The 20,702-nt window shown below is 74.9% G+C and carries 17 protein-coding genes; 12 read left to right on the forward strand and 5 right to left on the reverse strand.

The window, feature by feature from the left end:
* Positions 1-200 precede the first annotated feature (200 nt).
* The 10 genes from glmU (at position 201) to NP075_RS04565 (ending at position 12,249) form a co-directional block, all read left to right on the forward strand.
* Positions 201-1,871 (forward strand): bifunctional UDP-N-acetylglucosamine diphosphorylase/glucosamine-1-phosphate N-acetyltransferase GlmU, encoded by a 1,671-nt coding sequence (gene glmU / locus NP075_RS04520; RefSeq protein ID WP_227564123.1) that lies wholly within the window; start codon positions 201-203, stop codon positions 1,869-1,871.
* Complete coding sequence (locus tag NP075_RS04525) at positions 1,868-2,851, forward strand: ribose-phosphate diphosphokinase (RefSeq protein ID WP_227564114.1); 984 nt, start codon at positions 1,868-1,870, stop codon at positions 2,849-2,851. The genes glmU and NP075_RS04525 overlap by 4 nt, the downstream gene beginning before the upstream one ends.
* 46 nt (positions 2,852-2,897) lie before the next feature.
* Positions 2,898-3,509 (forward strand): SIMPL domain-containing protein, encoded by a 612-nt coding sequence (locus NP075_RS04530; RefSeq protein ID WP_227564115.1) that lies wholly within the window; start codon positions 2,898-2,900, stop codon positions 3,507-3,509.
* Positions 3,510-3,796: 287 nt separating this feature from the next.
* On the forward strand, positions 3,797-4,417 hold the full coding sequence (locus NP075_RS04535) for a 50S ribosomal protein L25/general stress protein Ctc (RefSeq protein ID WP_227564116.1): 621 nt from the start codon (positions 3,797-3,799) through the stop codon (positions 4,415-4,417).
* Between the two features lie 89 nt (positions 4,418-4,506).
* Entirely contained in the window at positions 4,507-5,127 is a 621-nt protein-coding gene (pth, locus tag NP075_RS04540; protein ID WP_227564117.1) for an aminoacyl-tRNA hydrolase, read from the forward strand.
* Between the two features lie 163 nt (positions 5,128-5,290).
* The gene (locus NP075_RS04545; RefSeq protein ID WP_227564118.1) at positions 5,291-6,820 is read left to right on the forward strand and encodes a sugar transferase; all 1,530 of its coding nucleotides are present in this window, start codon (positions 5,291-5,293) and stop codon (positions 6,818-6,820) included.
* Positions 6,821-6,940: 120 nt separating this feature from the next.
* Positions 6,941-8,128 (forward strand): DUF1972 domain-containing protein, encoded by a 1,188-nt coding sequence (locus NP075_RS04550; RefSeq protein ID WP_227564124.1) that lies wholly within the window; start codon positions 6,941-6,943, stop codon positions 8,126-8,128.
* A complete protein-coding gene (locus tag NP075_RS04555) occupies positions 8,125-8,868 on the forward strand; it encodes a CDP-alcohol phosphatidyltransferase family protein (protein WP_227564119.1) in 744 nt (247 codons plus the stop codon). The genes NP075_RS04550 and NP075_RS04555 overlap by 4 nt, the downstream gene beginning before the upstream one ends.
* 277 nt (positions 8,869-9,145) lie before the next feature.
* A complete protein-coding gene (locus tag NP075_RS04560; RefSeq protein ID WP_227564120.1) occupies positions 9,146-10,414 on the forward strand; it encodes a right-handed parallel beta-helix repeat-containing protein in 1,269 nt (422 codons plus the stop codon).
* A 365-nt stretch (positions 10,415-10,779) separates the two neighbouring features.
* Positions 10,780-12,249, forward strand: a complete 1,470-nt coding sequence (locus tag NP075_RS04565) for a hypothetical protein (RefSeq protein WP_227564125.1) — start codon at positions 10,780-10,782, stop codon at positions 12,247-12,249.
* Positions 12,250-12,319: 70 nt separating this feature from the next.
* Here the strand turns inward: NP075_RS04565 and NP075_RS04570 are convergent, their stop codons facing one another.
* Positions 12,320-13,480 (reverse strand): glycosyltransferase family 4 protein, encoded by a 1,161-nt coding sequence (locus NP075_RS04570; protein ID WP_227564126.1) that lies wholly within the window; start codon positions 13,478-13,480, stop codon positions 12,320-12,322.
* On the reverse strand, positions 13,477-14,409 hold the full coding sequence (locus tag NP075_RS04575; RefSeq protein ID WP_227564127.1) for a glycosyltransferase: 933 nt from the start codon (positions 14,407-14,409) through the stop codon (positions 13,477-13,479). The genes NP075_RS04570 and NP075_RS04575 overlap by 4 nt, the downstream gene beginning before the upstream one ends.
* 150 nt (positions 14,410-14,559) lie before the next feature.
* Here NP075_RS04575 and NP075_RS04580 point away from each other — a divergent pair, with 150 nt between their 5' ends.
* Both NP075_RS04580 and NP075_RS04585 read left to right on the forward strand, forming a co-directional pair.
* Positions 14,560-15,669, forward strand: a complete 1,110-nt coding sequence (locus NP075_RS04580) for a glycosyltransferase (protein WP_227564128.1) — start codon at positions 14,560-14,562, stop codon at positions 15,667-15,669.
* Entirely contained in the window at positions 15,666-16,655 is a 990-nt protein-coding gene (locus tag NP075_RS04585) for a glycosyltransferase family 2 protein (RefSeq protein ID WP_227564129.1), read from the forward strand. The genes NP075_RS04580 and NP075_RS04585 overlap by 4 nt, the downstream gene beginning before the upstream one ends.
* On the opposite strand, the gene NP075_RS04590 is transcribed toward NP075_RS04585, so the two are convergent.
* The 3 genes from NP075_RS04590 to NP075_RS04600 are packed head-to-tail and all read right to left on the reverse strand — an operon-like array spanning position 16,646 to position 20,384.
* Complete coding sequence (locus tag NP075_RS04590) at positions 16,646-18,103, reverse strand: lipopolysaccharide biosynthesis protein (RefSeq protein ID WP_227564130.1); 1,458 nt, start codon at positions 18,101-18,103, stop codon at positions 16,646-16,648. The genes NP075_RS04585 and NP075_RS04590 overlap by 10 nt on opposite strands.
* The gene (locus NP075_RS04595; RefSeq protein WP_227564131.1) at positions 18,100-19,311 is read right to left on the reverse strand and encodes a Coenzyme F420 hydrogenase/dehydrogenase, beta subunit C-terminal domain; all 1,212 of its coding nucleotides are present in this window, start codon (positions 19,309-19,311) and stop codon (positions 18,100-18,102) included. Before NP075_RS04595 ends, NP075_RS04590 begins: the two co-directional genes overlap by 4 nt.
* Positions 19,308-20,384, reverse strand: a complete 1,077-nt coding sequence (locus tag NP075_RS04600) for a polysaccharide pyruvyl transferase family protein (protein ID WP_227564132.1) — start codon at positions 20,382-20,384, stop codon at positions 19,308-19,310. The genes NP075_RS04595 and NP075_RS04600 overlap by 4 nt, the downstream gene beginning before the upstream one ends.
* Positions 20,385-20,702 lie beyond the last annotated feature (318 nt).

A 20,702-nucleotide genomic window follows, 5' to 3' on the forward strand; every position in this document is an offset into this window, starting at 1 on the left:
CACTCTCGCAACACGGACATACCGGGCGCAAGGGTCTCCGCGTCGGGCACGGCGCGGCGGGTGCCCGGCGCCGCCGGCCGCACGCCACCGCCGGCCGCGGCGGTGCCCGGCGTGCGGGACGTGCAGTGCGTCGGCGGTAGAGTCCACCTACGGCAGAGTTACGCGCCCGGGCCACCGGGCAGACCCGCGAGGAGCACCCACTGGTGACCGTCCGCCCAGCCGCCGTCGTCGTCCTCGCAGCGGGTGAAGGCACCCGCATGCGCTCCTCGACGCCGAAGGTCCTGCACGCTCTCGCAGGCCGCAGCATGGTCGGCCACGCGCTGGCCGCGGCGCGGGCCCTCGAGCCCGGCCGGGTCGCCGTCGTCGTGCGGCACGAGCGGGAGCGCGTCGCCGCGCACGTCCTCGAGGTCGACCCCGACGCGCTCCTGGTCGACCAGGACGACATCCCGGGCACCGGCCGCGCCGTCCAGGTGGCCATGACCGCGCTGGACGCCGCCGCGCAGGCCGCCGCCGCCGACGCCGCCGCGAGGGGCCACGACGTCGGCGGGGTCGCCGCCGACTCGGTGCTCACCGGTGCCGTCGTGGTCATCGCCGGCGACGTGCCGCTGCTCGACGCCGGCACGCTGCGCGAGCTGCTCGCCGCGCACGACTCCGACGGCAACGCCGTGACGGTGCTCACCACCCAGGTCCCGGACCCCACCGGCTACGGGCGCATCCTGCGCGAGCCCGGCACGGGCGACGTCCTGGGCATCGTCGAGGAGAAGGACGCCGACGACACCCAGCGCGCGATCACGGAGATCAACACCTCGGTGTACGTCTTCGACGCAGCGGTGCTGCGGTCGGCGCTCGCCCGCCTGGGCCGCGACAACGCCCAGGGCGAGGTGTACCTGACCGACGTGCTGGCCATCGCGCGCGGCGACGGCGGCCACGTGCGCGCGCTGCGCACCGACGACCCGCTGAGCGTCGAGGGCGTGAACGACCGCGTCCAGCTCGCCGTGCTGCGGGCCGAGCTGAACCGCCGCATCCTCGAGGACTGGATGCGCGAGGGCGTCACCGTCGTCGACCCCGCGACCACGTGGGTCGACGTCGACGTCGAGCTCGAGCGGGACGTCACGCTCCTGCCCGGCACGCAGCTGCACGGTGCGACCGTGGTGCGCGAGGGGGCGACCGTCGGCCCCGACACGACCCTCACGGACGTCGAGGTCGGCGTCGGCGCGACCGTCGTGCGCACGCACGGCTCGCTGTCGGTCGTCGGTGACGGCGCGAGCGTCGGGCCGTTCGCCTACCTGCGTCCCGGCACGGAGCTCGGTGCGGACGGCAAGATCGGCACCTTCGTCGAGACCAAGAACACCCAGATCGGCCGGGGCTCGAAGATCCCGCACCTGTCGTACGTCGGGGACGCGACCATCGGCGAGCACTCGAACATCGGTGCCGCGTCGGTCACCGTCAACTACGACGGCGTCAACAAGCACCGCACGGTCATCGGCTCGCACGCCCGCACCGGCTCGGACAACATGTTCGTGGCGCCCGTCGTCGTCGGTGACGGCGCGTACACCGGTGCCGGCACGGTCGTGCGCCGCGACGTGCCCCCGGGCGCGCTCGCGGTGAGCGCGGGCTCGCAGCGCAACATCGAGGGCTGGGTCGCGCGCTCGCGCGCCGGGACCCCGGCGGCGGAGGCAGCCGCACGTGCGCGCGGCACGCGCGACGTGGCAGGGCTGTCCCCCCAGGCGCGCGCCGAGCTCGAGCGTGCCGCCACCGCGGCCGTCCCCGTGACGCCGCCTCCGCACCTGCCCGGCCAGCCGGCGCAGATCGACGACCCGACGGACACCCCCGCGGGCGGCACGACGACCGAGGACGGCCAGCAGCGATGACGGGCATCATCAGCCACGACGGGGAGAAGCGCCTGGTCCTGGCGTCGGGCCGGGCCCACCCGGAGCTCGCGCAGGACGTCGCGGACGCGCTGGGGATCGAGCTGCTGCCGACGACCGCGTACGACTTCGCCAACGGCGAGATCTACGTCCGGTTCGGCGAGTCGGTGCGCGGCGCCGACGCGTTCGTCCTGCAGTCGCACTGCTCGCCCATCAACCAGTGGATGATGGAGCAGCTCCTCATGGTCGACGCGCTCAAGCGCGCGTCCGCCAAGACCATCACCGTGGTCGCGCCGTTCTACCCGTACGCACGGCAGGACAAGAAGCACCGGGGTCGCGAGCCGATCTCGGCCCGGCTCATGGCGGACCTGTTCCGCACGGCCGGTGCCGACCGCATCATGAGCGTCGACCTGCACGCGGCGCAGACGCAGGGGTTCTTCAACGGGCCGGTCGACCACCTGTGGGCGCAGCCGATCCTCGTCGAGTACGTCCGCACGCGCGTCGACACGACGAACGTCACGGTGGTGTCCCCCGACGCCGGGCGCATCCGCGTCGCGGAGCAGTGGGCCGCCAAGCTCGGCGGGGGACCGCTCGCGTTCGTGCACAAGACCCGCGACATCCGCAGCCCCAACAAGGCCGTCGCCAACCGCGTGGTCGGCGACGTCGAGGGCAAGAGCTGCGTCATCGTCGACGACCTCATCGACACCGCGGGCACGATCTCCGGTGCCGTGCGCGTCGTCCTCGAGGCCGGGGCCAAGGACGTCATCGTCGCCGCGACGCACGGCGTGCTGTCGGACCCCGCGGTCGAGCGGCTGCAGGAGTGCGGGGCGCGCGAGGTCATCGTCACCGACACGCTGCCGATCGCCGAGGAGAACCGCTTCCCGCAGCTCACGGTCCTGTCGATCGCGCCGCTGCTCGCACGGGCCATCCGCGAGGTGTTCGACGACGGCTCGGTGACGTCCCTGTTCGACGGGAACGCCTGACGTGCCGCGCGCCGCGCACGGTGACCACCCCCGCGGGGGTGTGACCGTGCGCGGCTCGGGCGCGGCCGAGGCCGTGCCCGACGTCGTGGTGGCCGACCTCGCGACGGAGGTCCGGGCCGACGACGTGAGCACGGCCCTGCGCGTGGCGACCGACGCGCTCGCCGCCGTCCGCGGGGCGCTGCGCGACAGCGGCGTCGACGACGGTGCCGTGCGGACCGGCGCGACGTCGACGTGGACGGAGCAGGCGGGGCCCGAGGGTGACGTGCTGCGCGTCGTGGCCCGGCTGGGGCTCGTCGTCACGCTGCACGACGTCGCCGCGGCCGGCGACGTGGTCGGCGCGGCGCTCGCCGCGGGCGGCGCGCCCGTGCGGCTGGGCGGCCTGCGGCTCGTCGTCAGCGACCCCGCACCCGCGCAGGTCCGCGCCCGCGAGGCCGCGTGGCAGGACGCCGCCGCCAAGGCCCGCCACCTCGCCGACCTGGCGGGCCGGGTGCTCGGGCCGGTCGTGGACGTCCGCGAGGACGAGCCCGACGGGGGCGCCGCCCCCCTGTTCGCGCGCGCCGCCCGTGCCGAGACCTTCTCCGTGCCCGTCGAGCCGGGCGAGCAGACCGTGCGGGCCGGCGTGACCGCGCGGTGGGCCTGGGCGGACGACCCGGCCTGACCCGTGGCCCGTGGCCGTTTCGGGCCCGCGGCCGTCGTCCGCTAGGATCGTCAGGTTGCCTCGGCGAGGGACGACGGACGGACGAGCGGGAAGCACCATCTCCGGCACGGCCACTCCGGCTCCGTGATCGACTGGGTGGTCGCCTCCGCGTGCCCGTCCTGCGTCCCGCGTCGAGGCCACCGGGCCCCGTGCCCGCACCACCCGAGGAGCCACGGCCCACGGGGCAACGACACCGACCCGCGCCCGCGCCATCACCGCAGCGCCACGCCACGCCCGAGGAGCACCACGTGTCCGAGATCAAGCTCGCCGCCACCCCCCGCAACGAGTTCGGCAAGGGCGCCGCGCGCCGGCTGCGCCGCGCGAACCAGGTGCCCGCCGTCCTGTACGGCCACGGCACGGACCCGCTGCACGTCGCCCTGCCGGGCCACGAGACGATGCTCGCGCTGAAGAACTCGAACGCGCTGTACTCGATCGAGCTCGACGGCACGACGACCCTCGCGATCGTCAAGGACGTCCAGCGCGACGTCGTGCGCCAGGTCATCGAGCACGTCGACCTGCTGATCGTGAAGAAGGGCGAGAAGGTCGCCGTCGACGTCCCCGTCCACATCGTCGGCGAGTCGGCGCCCGGCACCATCCACGTCGTCGAGACGCAGAACCTCTCGCTCGAGGCCGAGGCCACGCACCTGCCGCAGTTCGTCGAGGTCTCGATCGAGGGCCTGACGGGCGGCTCCACCATCACCGCCGGCGACGTCGTCCTGCCGGAGGGCGCGACGCTCGTGACCGACGCCGAGATCACGGTCGTCACGATCAGCGTGCCGCAGCAGTCGGCCGCGGACGTGGCCGCCGACGAGGCCGTCGCGGACCTCGCCGCGCAGCAGTCGGCCGCCTCGGCCGCCGACACCGACTGAGCCTCCACCGCTCGACGCGACGCCCGGTACCGTCCACGGTGCCGGGCGTCGCCGTGTCCCCGCACCCCCGAACCGAGAGGAGACCACCCGTGAGCGACGGCCCCTGGCTCGTCGTGGGCCTCGGCAACCCCGGGGCGCAGTACGCCGGCAACCGGCACAACGTCGGCCAGATGGTGCTCGACGAGCTCGCGCGCCGCACGGGTGCCTCCTTCGGGTCCCGGGGTGGCGGGCTGCTCGGGCGCCGTCCGCAGGCGGTGACCGCCGAGGTGCGCCTCGGCACGCTGCCCGGCGGCGTCCCCGGCCCTCGCGTCGTGCTGGCCAAGCCGACGACGTACATGAACGTGTCCGGCGGCCCCGTCGCCGCGCTCGCCCGGTACCACGACGTGCCGGTCGAGCGGGTCGTCCTGGTGCACGACGAGCTCGACATCCCCTTCGCCGACGTCCGGCTCAAGCGCGGCGGGGGAGAGGGCGGCCACAACGGGCTGCGCGACACCAGCAAGGCGCTGGGGACGAAGGACTACGTGCGGGTGCGCGTCGGCGTCGGGCGTCCCCCCGGCCGGCAGGACCCCGCCGACTTCGTGCTCAAGGACTTCACCGCGGCGGAGAGGAAGGACCTGCCGTGGCTGGTCGACCGCGCCGCGGACGCCGTCGAGGCCGTGGTGCTGGAGGGCCTCGAGGCCGCCCAGCTGAGGTTCCACACGAAGGCCTGACCGCGCCCCGAGCCGTCACCGACCGTTCACGTTCCGGACGCCCGGAACCGGTGGCGCCTCGGTGAACGGGTGAAATAGGACACAACGGCATCTTCTCCGCGTAACAGACGTATAGCCTCCCCGGGTAGTCACCACGCACCTTGTCCGCACCCGGGGGGGAACCATGACGCTCACCGCGGACCACGCGACGCACCGGTCGGACGACTCGCGCGACCGTCGCGGGAGGTCGCTGGAGCCGCGGCGGTCCTGGGCGTCGAGCCAGCCCTTCGTGCCCCGGTGGACGCCGGTGAACGCCGATCCCCGGGTCCGTCGGGCGTCCTGGCGGGTCGCCGGCACGCGGTACCTCGTCGGCGCCGTCGCCTCGGACCTGGTGGTGGCCTTCATCGTCTGCCTCGCCGTCCTCTCGGGACCCTACGCACCGGGCGAGGCGGCGGGGTGGGCGGCGGCGGCCGGGGTGGGCTTCGTGCTGCTGGTGGGCATCCTCGGGGGCTACCGGCTGGCGCAGGTCGCGGACGGACCCGCCGAGTTCCAGGCGGTGCTGCGCGGTGCGCTCGGGCTGGTCCTCGTGCTCATGGTGCTCGGCTACGTCCTGCAGATCCCCGTGCCACGCAGCTACGTCCTCGTCGGGGTGCCGGTCACCGCCCTGCTCACCTGGGTCGTGCGGCACGTGCTGCGCCGTCAGCTCCACCGCCTGCGGCGGTCCGGCTCGGCGATGATGCGCACGGTGGTCGTCGGCGACGTCACCTCCGCGGCGCGCGTCGTGCGGGACATCTCCGCGGCGCCGCACCACGGCTACCGCATCGACGGGGTGTGCGTCCCCTCGATCGACGACGCCCGGCGGGTGGCCGGGCGTCCGGTCCTCGGGGCGGTCGCGGACGTCGTCCAGGTGGTCGCGGACCGCGCGGCCGACGTCGTCCTCGTCACCGGCTCGTACCTCGGCGGCGACGCGCTGCGTCGGCTGTCGTGGGCGCTGTCGCGTGCCGGCGCGCAGCTGGTCGTCGTGCCGGACATCGTCGAGGTCGCCGGTCCCCGGATGACGGTCCGTCCGACCGCGGGACTGTCCCTGCTGCAGGTCGAGGTCGGTGTGCCGCGTCCGCGCCTGGTGCTCAAGCAGGTGATGGACGTGTCGATCGCGAGCGTCGGCCTCGTCGTGCTCGCCCCGGTGCTCGCGCTGGCCGCGCTGGCGGTCGCGGCGACGTCACCCGGCGGCGCGATCTACCGGCAGGTGCGGGTCGGGCAGGACGGCGTCACGTTCACCATGTACAAGCTGCGGACCATGTACCGGGACGCCGACGAGCGCCGCGCCGCGCTCCTGGCCAGCGGCACCCACGACGGGGTCCTGTTCAAGATGGTCGACGACCCGCGTGTCACCCCCGTGGGTCGCCTGCTGCGCCGCCTGTCGCTCGACGAGCTGCCGCAGCTCTACAACATCGTCAAGGGGGACATGGCGCTCGTCGGTCCGCGACCCCCGCTGCTGGAGGAGGTCGAGGCCTACGACGACCCCGTGCAGCGGCGCCTGCACGTCAAGCCCGGCCTCACCGGCCTGTGGCAGGTCAGCGGTCGGTCCGACCTCGACTGGGACGAGTCCGTGCGGCTCGACCTGCGGTACGTCGACAACTGGTCCGTCGCGATGGACCTGATGATCCTGTGGAAGACCGCGCGCGCGGTGGTCACGGGAGCAGGGGCGTACTGACCGCAGGACCTGGCCGCGACGGGGACCGCACGCGTCGTCGTGGGTCAGCGCGGGCCCGTCGTGCAGCAGCCGGCCGTTCGCCGGTGTGACCGAGGAGGAGGGCGTGTGCCCCAGGCAGGCATGAGGTCGGCGTTGTCGGTGGCCATGGTGGGGACGCGCGGGGTCCCGGCCCGCTACGGGGGCTTCGAGACCGCCGTGGAGGAGGTCGGCTCCCGCCTCGCGGCACGGGGGCACGAGGTCCGGGTGTACTGCCGGGCGGCGGGCGACGATCCCGGCACCCACCTCGGCATGCAGCGGGTGGTGCTCCCCGCGCTGCGGAGGCGCTCGCTGGAGACGCTCAGCCACACGGCGCTGTCGGTGGCGCACCTCGCGGCGCGGCGCACCGACGTCGCCTTCGTCTTCAACGCGGCCAACTCCCCGCTCCTTCCGGTGCTGCGCGCGGCCCGGGTGCCCGTGGCGACCCACGTCGACGGGCTGGAGTGGCAGCGGTCGAAGTGGGGGCCGACAGGTCGGCGCTACTACCGGGGCGCCGAGGCGCTCGCGGTGCGGTGGTCCGACGCGCTGATCGCGGATGCGCAGGGCATCGCCGACTACTACCGCGAGGAGTTCGGGGCGCCGACGACGCTCCTGACCTACGGGGCGCCTCTCCTCCTCGACCCGCCGGCCGACCGGCTGGCGGACGTCGACGTCACGCCCGGCGGCTACCACCTGGTGGTCGCGCGCTTCGAGCCGGAGAACCACGTGCACCTCGCGGTCGAGGGCTACGTCCGCTCGGGGGCGCGGCTGCCCCTCGTGGTGGTCGGTTCCGCGCCGTACGCCGACGAGTACACCGCGCGGGTCCACGCCCTCGCCGACGGCGACCCGCGCGTGCGGTTCCTCGGTGGTGTGTGGGACGGCGAGCTGCTCGACCAGCTCTACGCCCACACCGCGAGCTACCTGCACGGCCACTCGGTCGGCGGGACCAACCCGTCGCTGCTGCGGGCGATCGGCGCCGGTGCGCCGACGATCGCCTACGACGTGTCCTTCAACCGTGAGGTGCTCGGCGCCGCGGGGCGGTACGCGTCGGGTGCGGCCGAGATCTCCCGGCACCTCGAGGACGTCGAGGCGCACCCGCAGGAGGCGCGCGCCGACGGGGCGGCGCTGCAGCTGCGGGCACGCGACTACGACTGGGACCGGGTGGCCGACGGTTACGAGGACCTCGCGCACCGGTTGCGGGCACGCGACGCACCGGGCCCGCAGCGCGCGCGCCGCCGTCGACCGGAGCCGGCTCCGGGCCGGGACGCCGAGCCCGAGGCGGTGACGGTGTGAGCCGGTCGTACCGGGAGACGCTCGACGCGCTCGCGTCCGCGCAGAAGGGTGCGGCGCGGTCCGCGCCCGCGTACTCGCGTTTCGTGAACAGGCGGCTCGGCCGGCTGCTGGCCGCGTGGGCGCACTCCGTCGGTCTGACGCCCAACCAGGTCACCGGCCTCAGCGCGCTGGCGACGTTCGTCGGGATCGCGCTGCTGGCGGCGCTGCCGCCGTCGTGGCCGCTCGGGGTGGCGGTCGCGCTCCTGCTGGCGCTCGGGTACGCGCTGGACTCCGCCGACGGTCAGGTGGCGCGGCTCACCGGCACCGGGTCGCGCGCCGGCGAGTGGCTCGACCACGTCGTCGACGCGACGAAGATCTCGGCGCTCCCGCTGGCGCTGCTCGTCGGGCTCTACCGCAGCGACGCCGCGCCCGAGTCCTGGCTCCTCGTGCCGCTCGTGCACGCGGTGGCGGGGCCGGTGTACTTCTTCGGCATGATCCTCACGGAGCAGATGCGCGCGGCGACGGGCGTGCGCAGCACGGCCCGGGTGGGCGGTCGCGCCCCCTGGCTGAGGTCCGTTCTGGGGCTTCCGACGGATTATGGGACTTTGTGCCTTTCCTTCCTCCTGCTCGGCGGAGGCACACTCTTCTTGGTGGTCTACTCCGCGATCGTGGCGGCCACGGTCCTGGTGGCTGCAGCAGCCGCCGTCACGTGGTACCGCGAGCTGGCGCGGCTCGGGACGTCCGAGGCCGCGAGCGCCTGAGAACGGCAGGGCGCCGGGCGTGCGCCGGCGCGGAGCCCCCGGTCGACGCATGTGACGTACGTCGCACGCGCCGGCGCGCGCCCGTGCGCCCTCAGGGCCGGGCGGGTGATCCGGCGTGTCAGCGCACCGTGCCGCCGGGGGCGCCGCCGAGCAGGAAGGTCGAGCGACGCGTGCCCTGACGACGCGGGCATCGCGGTGACGGCACGGGCTGCGACGATCTCCCCGCTCCGGGTGGACCGCGGTCAGGAAACCGTGTCGATCTGGAGGACAGCGCCTCATGTCTTTCCGCATCCATGCCATCCGCACCGTGCTCGTCGGGTTCCTCGTCGCCGCCCTGACCGTGGTGGCGGCCACGTTGTCGCCGTCGGCGCTCGCTGCCGACGGTCTGACGTGGAGGGAGACGAACACGCGCATCCTCGACCACCAGGTGGTCACACCGGGTCAGCCGGTGAAGGTCGCACTGCCGGTGCCGTCCCGCGCCGTCCAGGCCAAGCTCGTCGTCGCCGCGCAGGGCTCGGCGCGGCCCAGCCGTGTGTCGGTCTGCCCCGGCGGCACCATGACGGCCGAGTGCAAGGCGAACCCCGTGCTCACGACGCCTGTCCAGAACGTCGCCTACGCGCACATCACGCTCGACATCACGAACGCCGACCGCAAGGTGACCGTCGACGTCACGGACGCCAGCACGACCGTGACCCTCAAGCTCGCCAGCTGGGCCTCCGGCAGCACGTCGCCGGCGCCCGAGGTCACGCCCCCGGGGCCCGGGAACACCGGTGTGCCCGCAGGGACGAAGCTCACCGTGCGCGAGGGTGACCTGATGGTCGACACCCCGAACGCCGTGATCGACTCGATGGAGATCCGCGGGATCGTGCGGGTGCGCACCACGGGTGTCGTCATCAAGAACTCGCTCATCACCGGTCGCCGGCTCGACAGCTCGCTCTCGCTGATCTACGTCAACCCCGGCGCGAGCGTGACGGTCGAGGACTCCGAGCTGTACGCGAAGGACGAGACGCCGCACGTGCGCGGCATCATCGGCAGCAACTTCACGCTGCGCCGCGTGAACATGCACCACGTCATCGACCACATGGCGATCACGGGTGACAACGTCCTCGTCGAGAGCTCGTGGCTGCACGACAACCTGTACTACGAGCAGGACCCGTACTACAACGGGACGCCGACGCACGACGACAACGCGCAGATCGCGGTCGGCAGCAACATCACCTTCCGCGGCAACACCCTCGAGGGCACGCACAACGCGGCGATCCAGGTCACCCAGGACCGCGGCGCGGTCAGCAACCTGACCCTCGAGGGCAACTGGATCAGCAACGGTGCGTGCTCGGTGAACCTCGCGCAGAACAAGTGGGGCCCGGTCAAGAACGTCGTCCTCACGAACAACGTGTTCACCCGGACCCAGAAGTACGACGGGTGCGCGATCATCGCCGACTACCCGACCGTTCCCGAGGTGAGGCTCAGCGGGAACACCTGGCCCGACGGCACTCCCGTCACCTCCATCCAGGGTCGTGAGGTCGGTCAGAAGGGTGGGTCCTGACCTCCCGACCGTCATCCCGGTCCCGGGCCGTCGCACGGCCGCGCTCGGCGTGGCCGTGCGACGGCGTGCGTCCGGCGCAAGGGACGGCGCCGGGCCGCGCAGGCGGGCGCGGGCGCCCGGTGCGGCCAAGTGTGAGGCAACTCACACTCCGACTCCCACGCTCGGGTGACCGACTGCGCCGACCGGGTGATACGCCACGTCAGCGCGCACGGCGGCGAGTCGGGGCGGCCGCGCGGCCGGGCCGCCCGACGCCCCGTCCTGATCGTCCGTTCAATGGGGGTGTCCCACCTTCTGCCCGATTCCCCTAGGCTCCCCGGAGGCCGCCGCCGGTCACCCCGTGTCGACGATCAAGGGATCCGTACCCCATGCCCCTCCGCATCCGCATCACGCGCACCGCCCTCGTGGTGCTCCTCGTGGCAGCGCTGACCGTCGTCGCCTCGGCGCTGCAGGCGCAGACGTCCGCCGCGGCACCGACGACGTGGCAGACGGTCGACGTCCGGCTGCTGGACCATCGGGTGGTGAAGCCGGGCGAGAGCGTCACGGTGTCGCTCCCGGTGCCCTCGTCGGCCACCCACGCGAAGCTGGTCGTCGCAGGGCAGCTGTCCTGGCGGCCCAGCAAGGTCTCGGTCTGCCCGGGCTCCGCCGCGACCTCGCGGTGCACGGCGCGCCCCGCGCTGACGACACCCGTCAAGAAGGCGGCCTTCGCGCACGTGACCGTCGACCTCGCGGGTGCCGGGCGCAAGGTCACGGTCCACAACTCGAGCGCGAGCACGAGCGTGACCATCCGGCTCGCGAGCTGGGGGACCGCAGGGGCGGGTGCCGTGCCGACGCCCACGCCCACGCCCACGCCGACCGCGAAGCCGACGGCGACGGCGACGGCCCGGCCGACCGCCACGGCCACGCCGTCGGCCTCCGCGTCGCCCGTCCCGACGGTCGCGCCGGTCGCCTCCCCGACGCCGAGCCCCACGCGCGCGACACCCACGCCGAGCCCGACCGTGGTGGCGGCCCCCGCCGCGTCGCCCTCCACCAGCGGCCAGCCCGGGCCCGGCACCACCGGCGTCCCCGCCGGTACCCGGCTGAAGGTGCACGAGGGCGACCTGAAGATCACCCAGCCGAACACCGTGATCGACTCGCTCGAGGTCCGCGGCATCGTGTGGGTGCGGGCCCCGGGTGTCGTCATCAAGAACTCGCTGATCACCGGGCGCAAGCTCGACAGCTCGCTGTCGCTCGTGTACGCCGGTGACCCCGGGGTGAGCGTGACGATCGAGGACTCGGAGCTCTACGCCAAGGACCCGACGCCGCACGTGCGCGGCATCATCGGCAGCAACTTCACGTTGCGCCGCGTGAACATGCACCACGTCATCGACCACATGGCGATCACGGGTGACAACGTCCTCGTCGAGAGCTCGTGGCTGCACGACACCCTGTACTACGACAACGACCCGTACTACGACGGGACGCCGACGCACGACGACAACGCGCAGATCGCGATCGGCAACAACATCACCTTCCGCAAGAACACGCTGTCCGGCACGCACAACGCCGCCATCCAGGTCACGCAGGACCGCGGCGTCGTGAGCAACCTGACGCTCGACGGCAACTGGATCAACGACGGTGCGTGCTCGGTCAACCTCGCCCAGAACAAGTGGGGCCCGGTGCAGGGCGTGGTCATCAAGAACAACGTGTTCACCCGCAGCCAGATCCACTCCGGCTGCGCGATCATCGCGGACAACCAGACGATCCCGCAGGTGTCCCTCAAGGGGAACGTCTGGTCGGACGGCAAGCCGGTGAGCTCGATCCAGGGCCGGGAGACCGGTCAGAAGGGCGGGTCCTGACCCACCGGGCCGGGTCCGTCGGTGACGGACCCGGCCCGCGGGCCGGCCGGTTCTCCGGCCGGCACGTCCCTCAGGCCGGTGCGGGTGCGGCGGCGGGTACGCCGACGAGCTCACGCAGCAGGCGCTGGACGTCGGCCGCGTAGCGGTCCGTGCCGAAGCGTGCCGCGGCGTCGCTCCGGCCGTCCGCCGCGAGCCGCTCGCGCAGCCCGGGGTCGTCGACGAGCCGGGCGACCGCCGCTGCGAGCGCGGCGGCGTCCCCGGGCTCCACGAGCAGCCCTGTGACGCCGTCGCGCACGATCTCGGCCAGGCCCTGCGTGCGGGAGGCCACGACCGGTCGTCGCGCGAGCAGCGCCTCGACCGCGGTGTTGCCGAACGGCTCGACGCGGGACGGGATGAGCACCACGTCGGCGTCGGCGAGCACGGGCCACGTGGGATGGACGAAGCCGAGGAGGTCGACGCGCCCGGCGAGGTCCGCGGCGGCGGCCCGCGCGCGCAGCTGCTCCTCGAACCACTCGTACCCCGGGAACGTCGAGCCCGCGACCCGCAGGCGCACGTCGCGGCCCTCGGCGGCCAGCAGGCCCACCGCGTCCAGCGCGACGTCGGTGCCCTTGCGGGGCGAGAGGCGGCCCACCAGTGCGAGGCGCAGCGGCCCGTCGTGCTCCCCGGAGGGCTGCGGTGCTGCCGGTGGCCCCGTCACGCCGTTGTGCACCACCTGCGCCCGTGCCGACAGCGAGCCGTACGCGGCACCCAGGGAGCGGCGGGCGGCCTCGCTGTTGGTGACGACCGTGCGGGCCAGGAGCACGGGTGCCGTGAGGAGGGCCGCCACGAGCCGGGGCAGGCCGTCCTCGGCCTCGTGGACGTGGCACAGCGCGGGCACCCGGGCGAGCCGCGCCGCCGCCAGCCACGTCGGCACCGTCACGGTGTTGACGTAGACGGCGTCGGCGCGCTCGCGGCGCAGCAGCCGGACGGTCTCGACCACGGCGCGCAGGGACCCCCAGGCGAGGCCGGGCAGCGCGCGCGGGCGCAGCAGCGACTTGCGCAGCACGGGGACGGGCGCCACGCGGACCCGTGCGCCGACGTCCGCCAGCCGCTCGACGAGCGGACCGCCGACGGGCAGCACGACGAGCGCGTCCCAGCCGTCGGCCAGGGCGGCCCGGACGGACTCGACGAGCTGCAGGTCGGACCCGTAGAGCTCGGCCGACCCGTGGGCGACCACGAGGGTGCGGCTCATGCCGCGTCCGCCGCGCCGACGGCCGGCACGAGTGGCGCGCTCCCGGCGGGGGGCCACACCGGGCGGCTGCGACGGGCGTACCAGGCGCCCGCCAGGGTCCCGCCGATCGCGGCGAGCACCGGCCGCGGCCCGCGCAGCAGCTGACGCCGCCCGCCGCGCAGCACGACGGCCCACGCGTAGCCCGGCGCACCGAGCACCCAGCGGGCGCGCAGCCGGGCGTCGAGGTGGTGGGCGGCGAACACCAGCCGGCCGCGGCAGTTCTCCCGGTAGTACGTGTCGGACTTGCGCCGGCTGCCCGCCGTGGACTGGGTGCCGCCGACGTCGTGGACCGCGGTGACGTCCTCCCGCACCACCAGCGGCACCCCGGCCCGGGTGGCCCGACGCCCCAGGTCGACGTCCTCCCAGTACAGGAAGTAGCGGGGGTCGAAGCCGCCGAGCCGCGACCAGGTCGACGTCGTGGCCGCGAGGCAGGCGCCGCTGAGCCAGTCGACCCGCGCCCGGTCGCCCACCGCCCGCGTGGTGCCGGCGCGCTCGTCGAGCGTGCCCGAGGTGAACCACGGCCGTCCGTCGGGCCGGTCCACCCGCGGCGCGACGAGGGCGTCGCGCTCGCGGGCCGTGGCGAGCAGCCCGAGCGCGGCGTCCGGCGTGACCGCGAGGTCGGGATTGAGGACGAGGACGGCCTGCGCGCCGTGGGCGGCGGCCTCCCGCAGCCCGGCGTCGACGCCGGCACCGAACCCCTCGTTCGGCACCGGGACGTGGAGCCAGCCGCGCGACGCGCACAGCCCGGCGGCCGCGGCCGTGTCCTGCGGCCGGGGCGAGTTGTCGACGACGACGACGAGCAGGTCGGTGCCGGTGACCGTCGCGGCGAGGTGCCGTGCCAGGAGCTCGTGCGAGGCGTGGTTCACGACGACGACCGCATCGACGGGCATGGCGGGACCTCGCAGACGGGTGGCGGTGGGGCGCCCGGCGTATCGGGTCAAACCCGGACGAGTGGCGACTGTTCTGGGATGCTAGCGCAGCGGGTACTGTGCGGCTCCAGGCCATCGGGGTGAAGGTCGCGGACGAGGGGGCGGGCGGGCATGGGGGACGAGGACGGCCGGGCGCGACCGCTGCGTGTGCTGCAGTCGGTGCGCGGCCCGCGCCCGACCACCAACCCGTACGTGGTGCAGCTGATGCGTGGGCTCGCCGGGCACGTCGAGGTCCGGGCGTTCACGTGGTCCGCGGCGCTGCTGTGGCGCTACGACGTCCTGCACGTGCACTGGCCCGAGGTCGTCGTGGAGCGCCGCCACCCGCTGCGTCGCCTGGCCGCCGTCGCCGCGCTGCACCTCGTGCTCCTGCGCTGCAGCCTGCGCCGCACCGCCGTGGTCCGCACCGCGCACAACCTGCGCCCGCACGAGGAGGTGCCGGACCGTGCCACGGCCGGCGTCCTGCGCGCGTGCGACCGTGCCACGACGTGGTGGATCCGGTTGAACGACGGCACGTCGACGCCGGGGGGTGCGCCGGCGACCACGGTGCGGCACGGCCACTACGTCGACTGGTTCGCGGGCCACCCCACGGAGCCGGCGGTCACCGGTCGCCTGGTGTCGGTCGGTCTGCTGCGTCCCTACAAGGGCGTCGACGAGCTGCTGTCGGCGTTCGCCGCGCTCGACGACGCCGAGGCGTCGCTCGTCGTCGCCGGTCGCCCCGTGACCGAGGCGGTCGCCGCGCAGGTGCGCACGGCGGCCGCGCAGGACCCGCGCGTCGTCACCGACCTGCGCCACGTCGACGACGCGGACCTCGTGCGGTGGACGACGTCGGCGAGCCTGGTCGCGCTGCCGTACCGGCAGATGCACAACTCGGGGGCGGCACTGCTCGCCCTGTCCCTCGGGCGGCCGGTCCTCGTGCCCGCCAACCCGGTGACCGACGCGCTGGCCGCGGAGGTCGGCCCCGCGTGGGTGCGTCGCTTCACCGGCCCGCTGACCGCCGACGTGCTGCGCACGGCGCTCGCGGACGTCGCAGGGCTGAGCGACACGGCGGTCCCGGACCTGAGCGCGCGGGACTGGGGCGCCGGGACGCGCGCGCACCTCGAGGTGTACCGGGCGGCGGTCGGGCGCGCGCGAGGGCGGGCCCCGGGCCGGCCCCCGGTGCACGCGACGGAGGCGGTCCGCCCCACGGTCGGGGCGGGCCACGACACGAGGGAGAACGCGTGAGCAGCACGCAGGACACGTCCGCGCGCGACGCCCCCGGCGCTGAGGTGCCGCCCGCGACGGCGGGCGTGACCGCGCCGCTCGTCGTGGCGATGCTGACCTACCGCCGGCCGGAGGACGTCCGGGCGGCCGTGCCCGCGTTCCTCGCCGAGCTGGGCACCGTCGACGTGCGCGCCGAGCTGCTGGTGGTCGACAACGACCCCGAGGGTGGCGCGCGAGGGACCGTCGAGAGCGTCGGCGACCCGCGGGTCCGGTACGCCCACGAGCCGCGGCCGGGCATCGCGGCGGGGCGCAACCGCGCGCTCGCGGAGTGCGCCGGCAGCGAGCTCCTGGTCTTCGTGGACGACGACGAGCGGCCCACGCCCGGGTGGCTCGCGGCGCTCCTCGCCGAGCACGCCCGCAGCGGTGCGGCCGCCGTGGTGGGCGCGGTCGTCTCGGAGTACGAGCACGAGCCCGACGCGTGGCTCGCCGCAGGGCGGTTCTTCGACCGCCGCCGGCTGCCGACCGGGACGGTGGTGGACGTGGCCGCCACCAACAACCTCCTGCTGGACCTGGGCCGGCTGCGCCGCACCGGTGTCACGTTCGACGAGCGGTTCGGGCTCAGCGGGGGGTCGGACACGCTCTTCTCGCGGCGGCTGACGGCCGTCGGCGAGACGATGGTGTGGTGCGACGAGGCCGTCGTCGTCGACCACGTGCCCGCGGACCGGCTGACGCGTGCGTGGGTGCTGCGCCGGGCGTACCGCAGCGGCAACTCCGGCGCCCGCGCCGAGGTCGTGCTGTCCCGCGGCGCGGCACGGCAGCTCGTGCGGGCGCGGTACGTCGTCCGCGGCGTCGTGCGCATGGCCGGCGGCGGCGCGCGCGTGCTGGTCGGGGCGCTGACCCGCTCGGTCGTGCACGACGCCCGGGGCCGGCGGTCCGTGCAGCGGGGCCGCGGGATGGTCTCCGGTGCCCTGGGGCACGTCGTGTACGAGTACCGCCGTCAGGACTGACCGCGGCGCAGCGCGGCCCGTGCCGCGCGCCGCAGGTCGTGCAGGTCGCGGCGCACCACCGGCAGCACGAGCGTCGCGGCGCACGCCACGAGGGCCGCGAGCGCGCCCGCGACGAGCTCGCCCCAGGGCCCGAGGGACGCGGCAGCGCTGCTCGCGACGGTCGCTGCGGCTCCCGTCACCGATCCCACGAGGAGCACCCGTGCCGCGCCCAGGTAGAGCACGCGCACCGGGAGGCCGGCCGAGCGGCCCAGCCACCACAGCGACAGCGGCCACGCGAGCATCGGCGCGACCGCGTACCCCGCCGCGACGCCGACCACGCCCCACACCGAGCCGACGAGCACGCACGTGATGCGGATCGCCGCCGACGCCAGCGAGTAGTGCAGCAGCTCGCGGGTGAGCCCGCGGGCGAGGTACACCCAGTACCCGACGTACGACAGCGTCTGGAAGATCCCCGCCACGGCGAGCAGCCGCAGCACCGGGGGGACCTCCTGCCACGCCGGTCCGAGCAGGACGCCGACCAGCGGCTCGGCGGTCCCGGCGACCACCGCCAGGGCGATCGTCACCGGGTACGCGAGCACGAGCTGGCCGGTCCGCACGATCTCGTCGAACTGGGGGGTGCCGGCGGCGCGCGAGAGGACTGGCAGCGCCACCGTGGTGCTGGGTGCGCGCACCTGGTTCAGCGGGTTCATGAGCAGCTGGAACGCGCGGTTGTAGACCCCGAGGGCGTGCGCGCCGAAGCGGTGGCCGATGGTCAGCGAGTCGACGTTGTTCGCCAGGTACCCGATCAGCTGGGAGCCGAGGAGGTGCCCGCCGAACCGGTACAGGTCGCGCATCGGCTCCCCGCGGTCGTAGCGGCCGGGGAGCCAGCGTCCCGCCCACACGACCGCGACGAGCGCGACGACGGCCTGCACGATCTGCTGGGCGACCAGCGCCCAGTAGCCGGCGCCCGCGAGGGCGAGGCCCACGGCCGCCACCAGTGCCAGGGCCGGCGCGACGACGTCCACGCGGGCGACGACGCGGAACCGCATGTCACGGACCAGCCCGGCGCGGTACTGCGTCATCATGCCGTTGAGCAGGAACGTCACCGCCAGGGCCTGCGTGACCGCCGTCAGCGCGGGCTCGTCGTAGAACCTCGCGACGAGCCCCGACCCGGCCAGCGCCAGCAGCCCCAGGGCGAGCCCGATCGCGCTGTTCGTCCAGAACAGGTTGGAGCGCTGCCCCTTCGACAGGTCGCGGGACTGGATGGCGGCCGAGCTGAGGCCGAAGTCGCGCAGCGTGTCGCCGATGCCGATGATCGCGACGACCATCGCGACGATGCCGTAGTCGCGCGGGCTCAGCAGGCGCGAGAGGACGACGACGGAGGCGAGCTGCAGGAGCATGCGGGCGACGAGCCCGACGCCCGTCGACAGCGCGCCCCGGGCGGCGTGCCCGGCGAGCCCGACGCTCACGAGCGCGCCGCCGCGCCGTCGCGCACGCGCCGGAACGTGCCACGGGCCGTCCGCACCGACGCCCGCGCCCCGCCCAGGGCCAGCCGTGCCAGGCCGAAGCCGCGGAAGCGGGGGAGCCGGGCACCGGCGAGCCGAGCCCCGGCGAGCCGTCCGGCCAGCGTGCTGCGTCGGGTGCGCTGCAGCGGCTGCACGGCTGCGACCTCGTCGGGGTCGATCTCGCGCAGGCCGATGACCCCGGCCGCCGCCGCGCGGCGCACGAGGTCGAGCCCTCGGGGGGTGCGCGCCAGCAGGGCGCTGGCCCCGGCGGTCTCCTCGAAGAGCGGGTACCCCCGCTCGTCGGTGCGCCAGAAGTCGCCCGCCGCGACGTCGGCGCTCTCGCCGACGCCGTCGGGGCAGATCTTGCACCGCCACTGCACCGTGGGTCCCAGGGACCGGCCCCAGGACTCGTCGTAGGTGGTCGACACCTCCGTGCCCGCCGCGCCGCGCACCGTGAAGCGGCCCGGCCAGCCGCGGCCCCGGTACCAGAGCTCGGCGACCTCCTCGGTGGCCGGCATGCCGAGCTCGGTGACCAGACGGTCGGTGGCGTGCTGCGACGGGGTGCCGGCGCAGAAGAAGGACAGCAGGAGGGGGGCGTCCGCACCCGACGCGGCGCGCAGGGCGGCCACCTCGCAGGGCTTGCCGGTCGTCACGGTGCCGGGTGCGCCCGCCTCGGGGTGGCCGGCGACGCCGACCGGCCCGTAGCGGGAGCCGGCCGCCGCCAGCGCCTCGTCGCGGCTGACGATCCGGACCGGGACGGTGCGCCGCGGGTCCCGGGCGTCGGCCGCCGCGCCCACGGCCGCGGTGGCCTCACCCGTGGTCACGAGCCAGGAGCTCAGTGCCGTCAGCACGCCGCCGCTGCTGCCCCGGTGCCTCGTCTCCGGGTCGGTCGCCCACGCCTCCCAGCAGCCGAGCACCGGACCGAGCAGCGGGTGGTAGGTGCTGCCGGGCGGCCGCTGGGCGGTCACGGTCACGCCCGGGCAGGCCGCGCGGAACGTGCGCAGCGCCGCCGCGTCGCCCGCCCCCGGGCCCGACGCCCGGGGCCGCAGGTAGCCGGTGGACGACGTCGCCATCGTGAGCGCGGGCTCGAGCGAGGTGCACAGCCCGCAGCCCGTGCACCGCCCCGAGGCGACGACGTCGGCCGCGGCCTCGACGACCGTGCGGGCGGTCACGGCAGGTCCCGCACCGCCGCGACGGCCGGGGCGAGCAGCTCGTCGGCACGTTCCAGGACGGACGCGACGTCGTTCGTCAGGTCCTTCTCCGCGAGGGCGAGCGTCTCGGCAGCCGGGTCCGACGACCGGCGCAGGTCGATCGTGTGGGGCCACCCGAGGTCGGCGAGCAGCGGGTCGAACTTCCGCGAGTACGCGAGGGGGACGGCGGGCGTGCCGGTGGACAGCCCGTTGAGGCACGCGTGCATCCGCGAACCCACCACCAGGGCGGCGGACGCGGTGACCTCGCGCACGTCGTCGAGACCCGTGGGGACGACGACCTCGACGTCGGGCTGGTCGAGCACCGCGGCGACCTGGTGCACGGCGGGCACGTCGTTGTCGGCGACGGGCGAGTCGAGCACGTGCGCGAGCAGGGCGACCCGGCGCCCCGAGGAGAGCAGGCCGCGCGCCACGGCGAGCACCGTCGCCCGGTAGGCGGCGTGGTCCACGTGGGGGTTCGGCGCCCACAGCAGGCCGGAGACGTTGAGCACGACGTCACGGGTCCGTGCCACCCGGGGCCGCGGCAGCGCGAACACCACGTCCGTGCTCACGACGTCGACGGGGTGGCCGAGGCGCTCGGCGTACGCCGCGCTCACCGTGTCGCGGGCCATGACGCAGGACGCCCGGCGCAGTGACCACCGGCCCAGCGCCCGCCCGCGGCGCGAGCCGAACGGCCCGATGGTCTGCGGTCCCAGGACCACCGGCGTGCCGGCCTCGACCGTGAGCTCGGCCAGCAGGCTCTGGGTGACCAGCCGCCGGGTGCCGTAGATGTCCGCGAACGAGTCACCCGCGCGCGTGTCGACCGCGAGGTCGAAGCCGCGCAGCCAGTCGATCAAGGGCTCGCGGGGGTCCAGGCGGGCGCGCAGCAGCCGACGCCAGTCACCGACGGGCGTCGGGGCCGTCGAGCCCCCGTAGTGCACCGCGACGACCTCCGCACCGGGGTGCGCGCGCTCGACCAGCGCCGCCGTCCCTCGCGCGAGGGCCCGGACGCCGAGGTTGGACGAGCGGTCGTCCGCCCAGAGGGTGAGGACTCGCACGTTCTGGTTCTCCTCGCGGTGGGTGGTGCACCCGTCGTGGCGTGCCTCGGATGTCCGGAGTGTAGGCATGTGGGGACGTCGGCCGAGGGTGTCCGGTTGAAGATCACCCGTCCCGATCTGCCCGAAGTGTCCCGTTCGTCGACTACTGTTCCGGCGACGGGGCCCGCAGCACCACCCGGCGGGCACCGGCGACGATCCGCGCGGGTGGCGGCGGAGGTGCAGTGGGTCCGGTGCACGACGTCCCGCCCGGCACGGGCCTCCCGGCGACCACCACGCGGGAGGCCGTCGTCGCGGCGCCGCAGGCTCCGCCGGCAGGCC

Source organism: Cellulomonas wangsupingiae, assembly GCF_024508275.1.
Classification (GTDB): Bacteria; Actinomycetota; Actinomycetes; order Actinomycetales; family Cellulomonadaceae; genus Cellulomonas; species Cellulomonas wangsupingiae.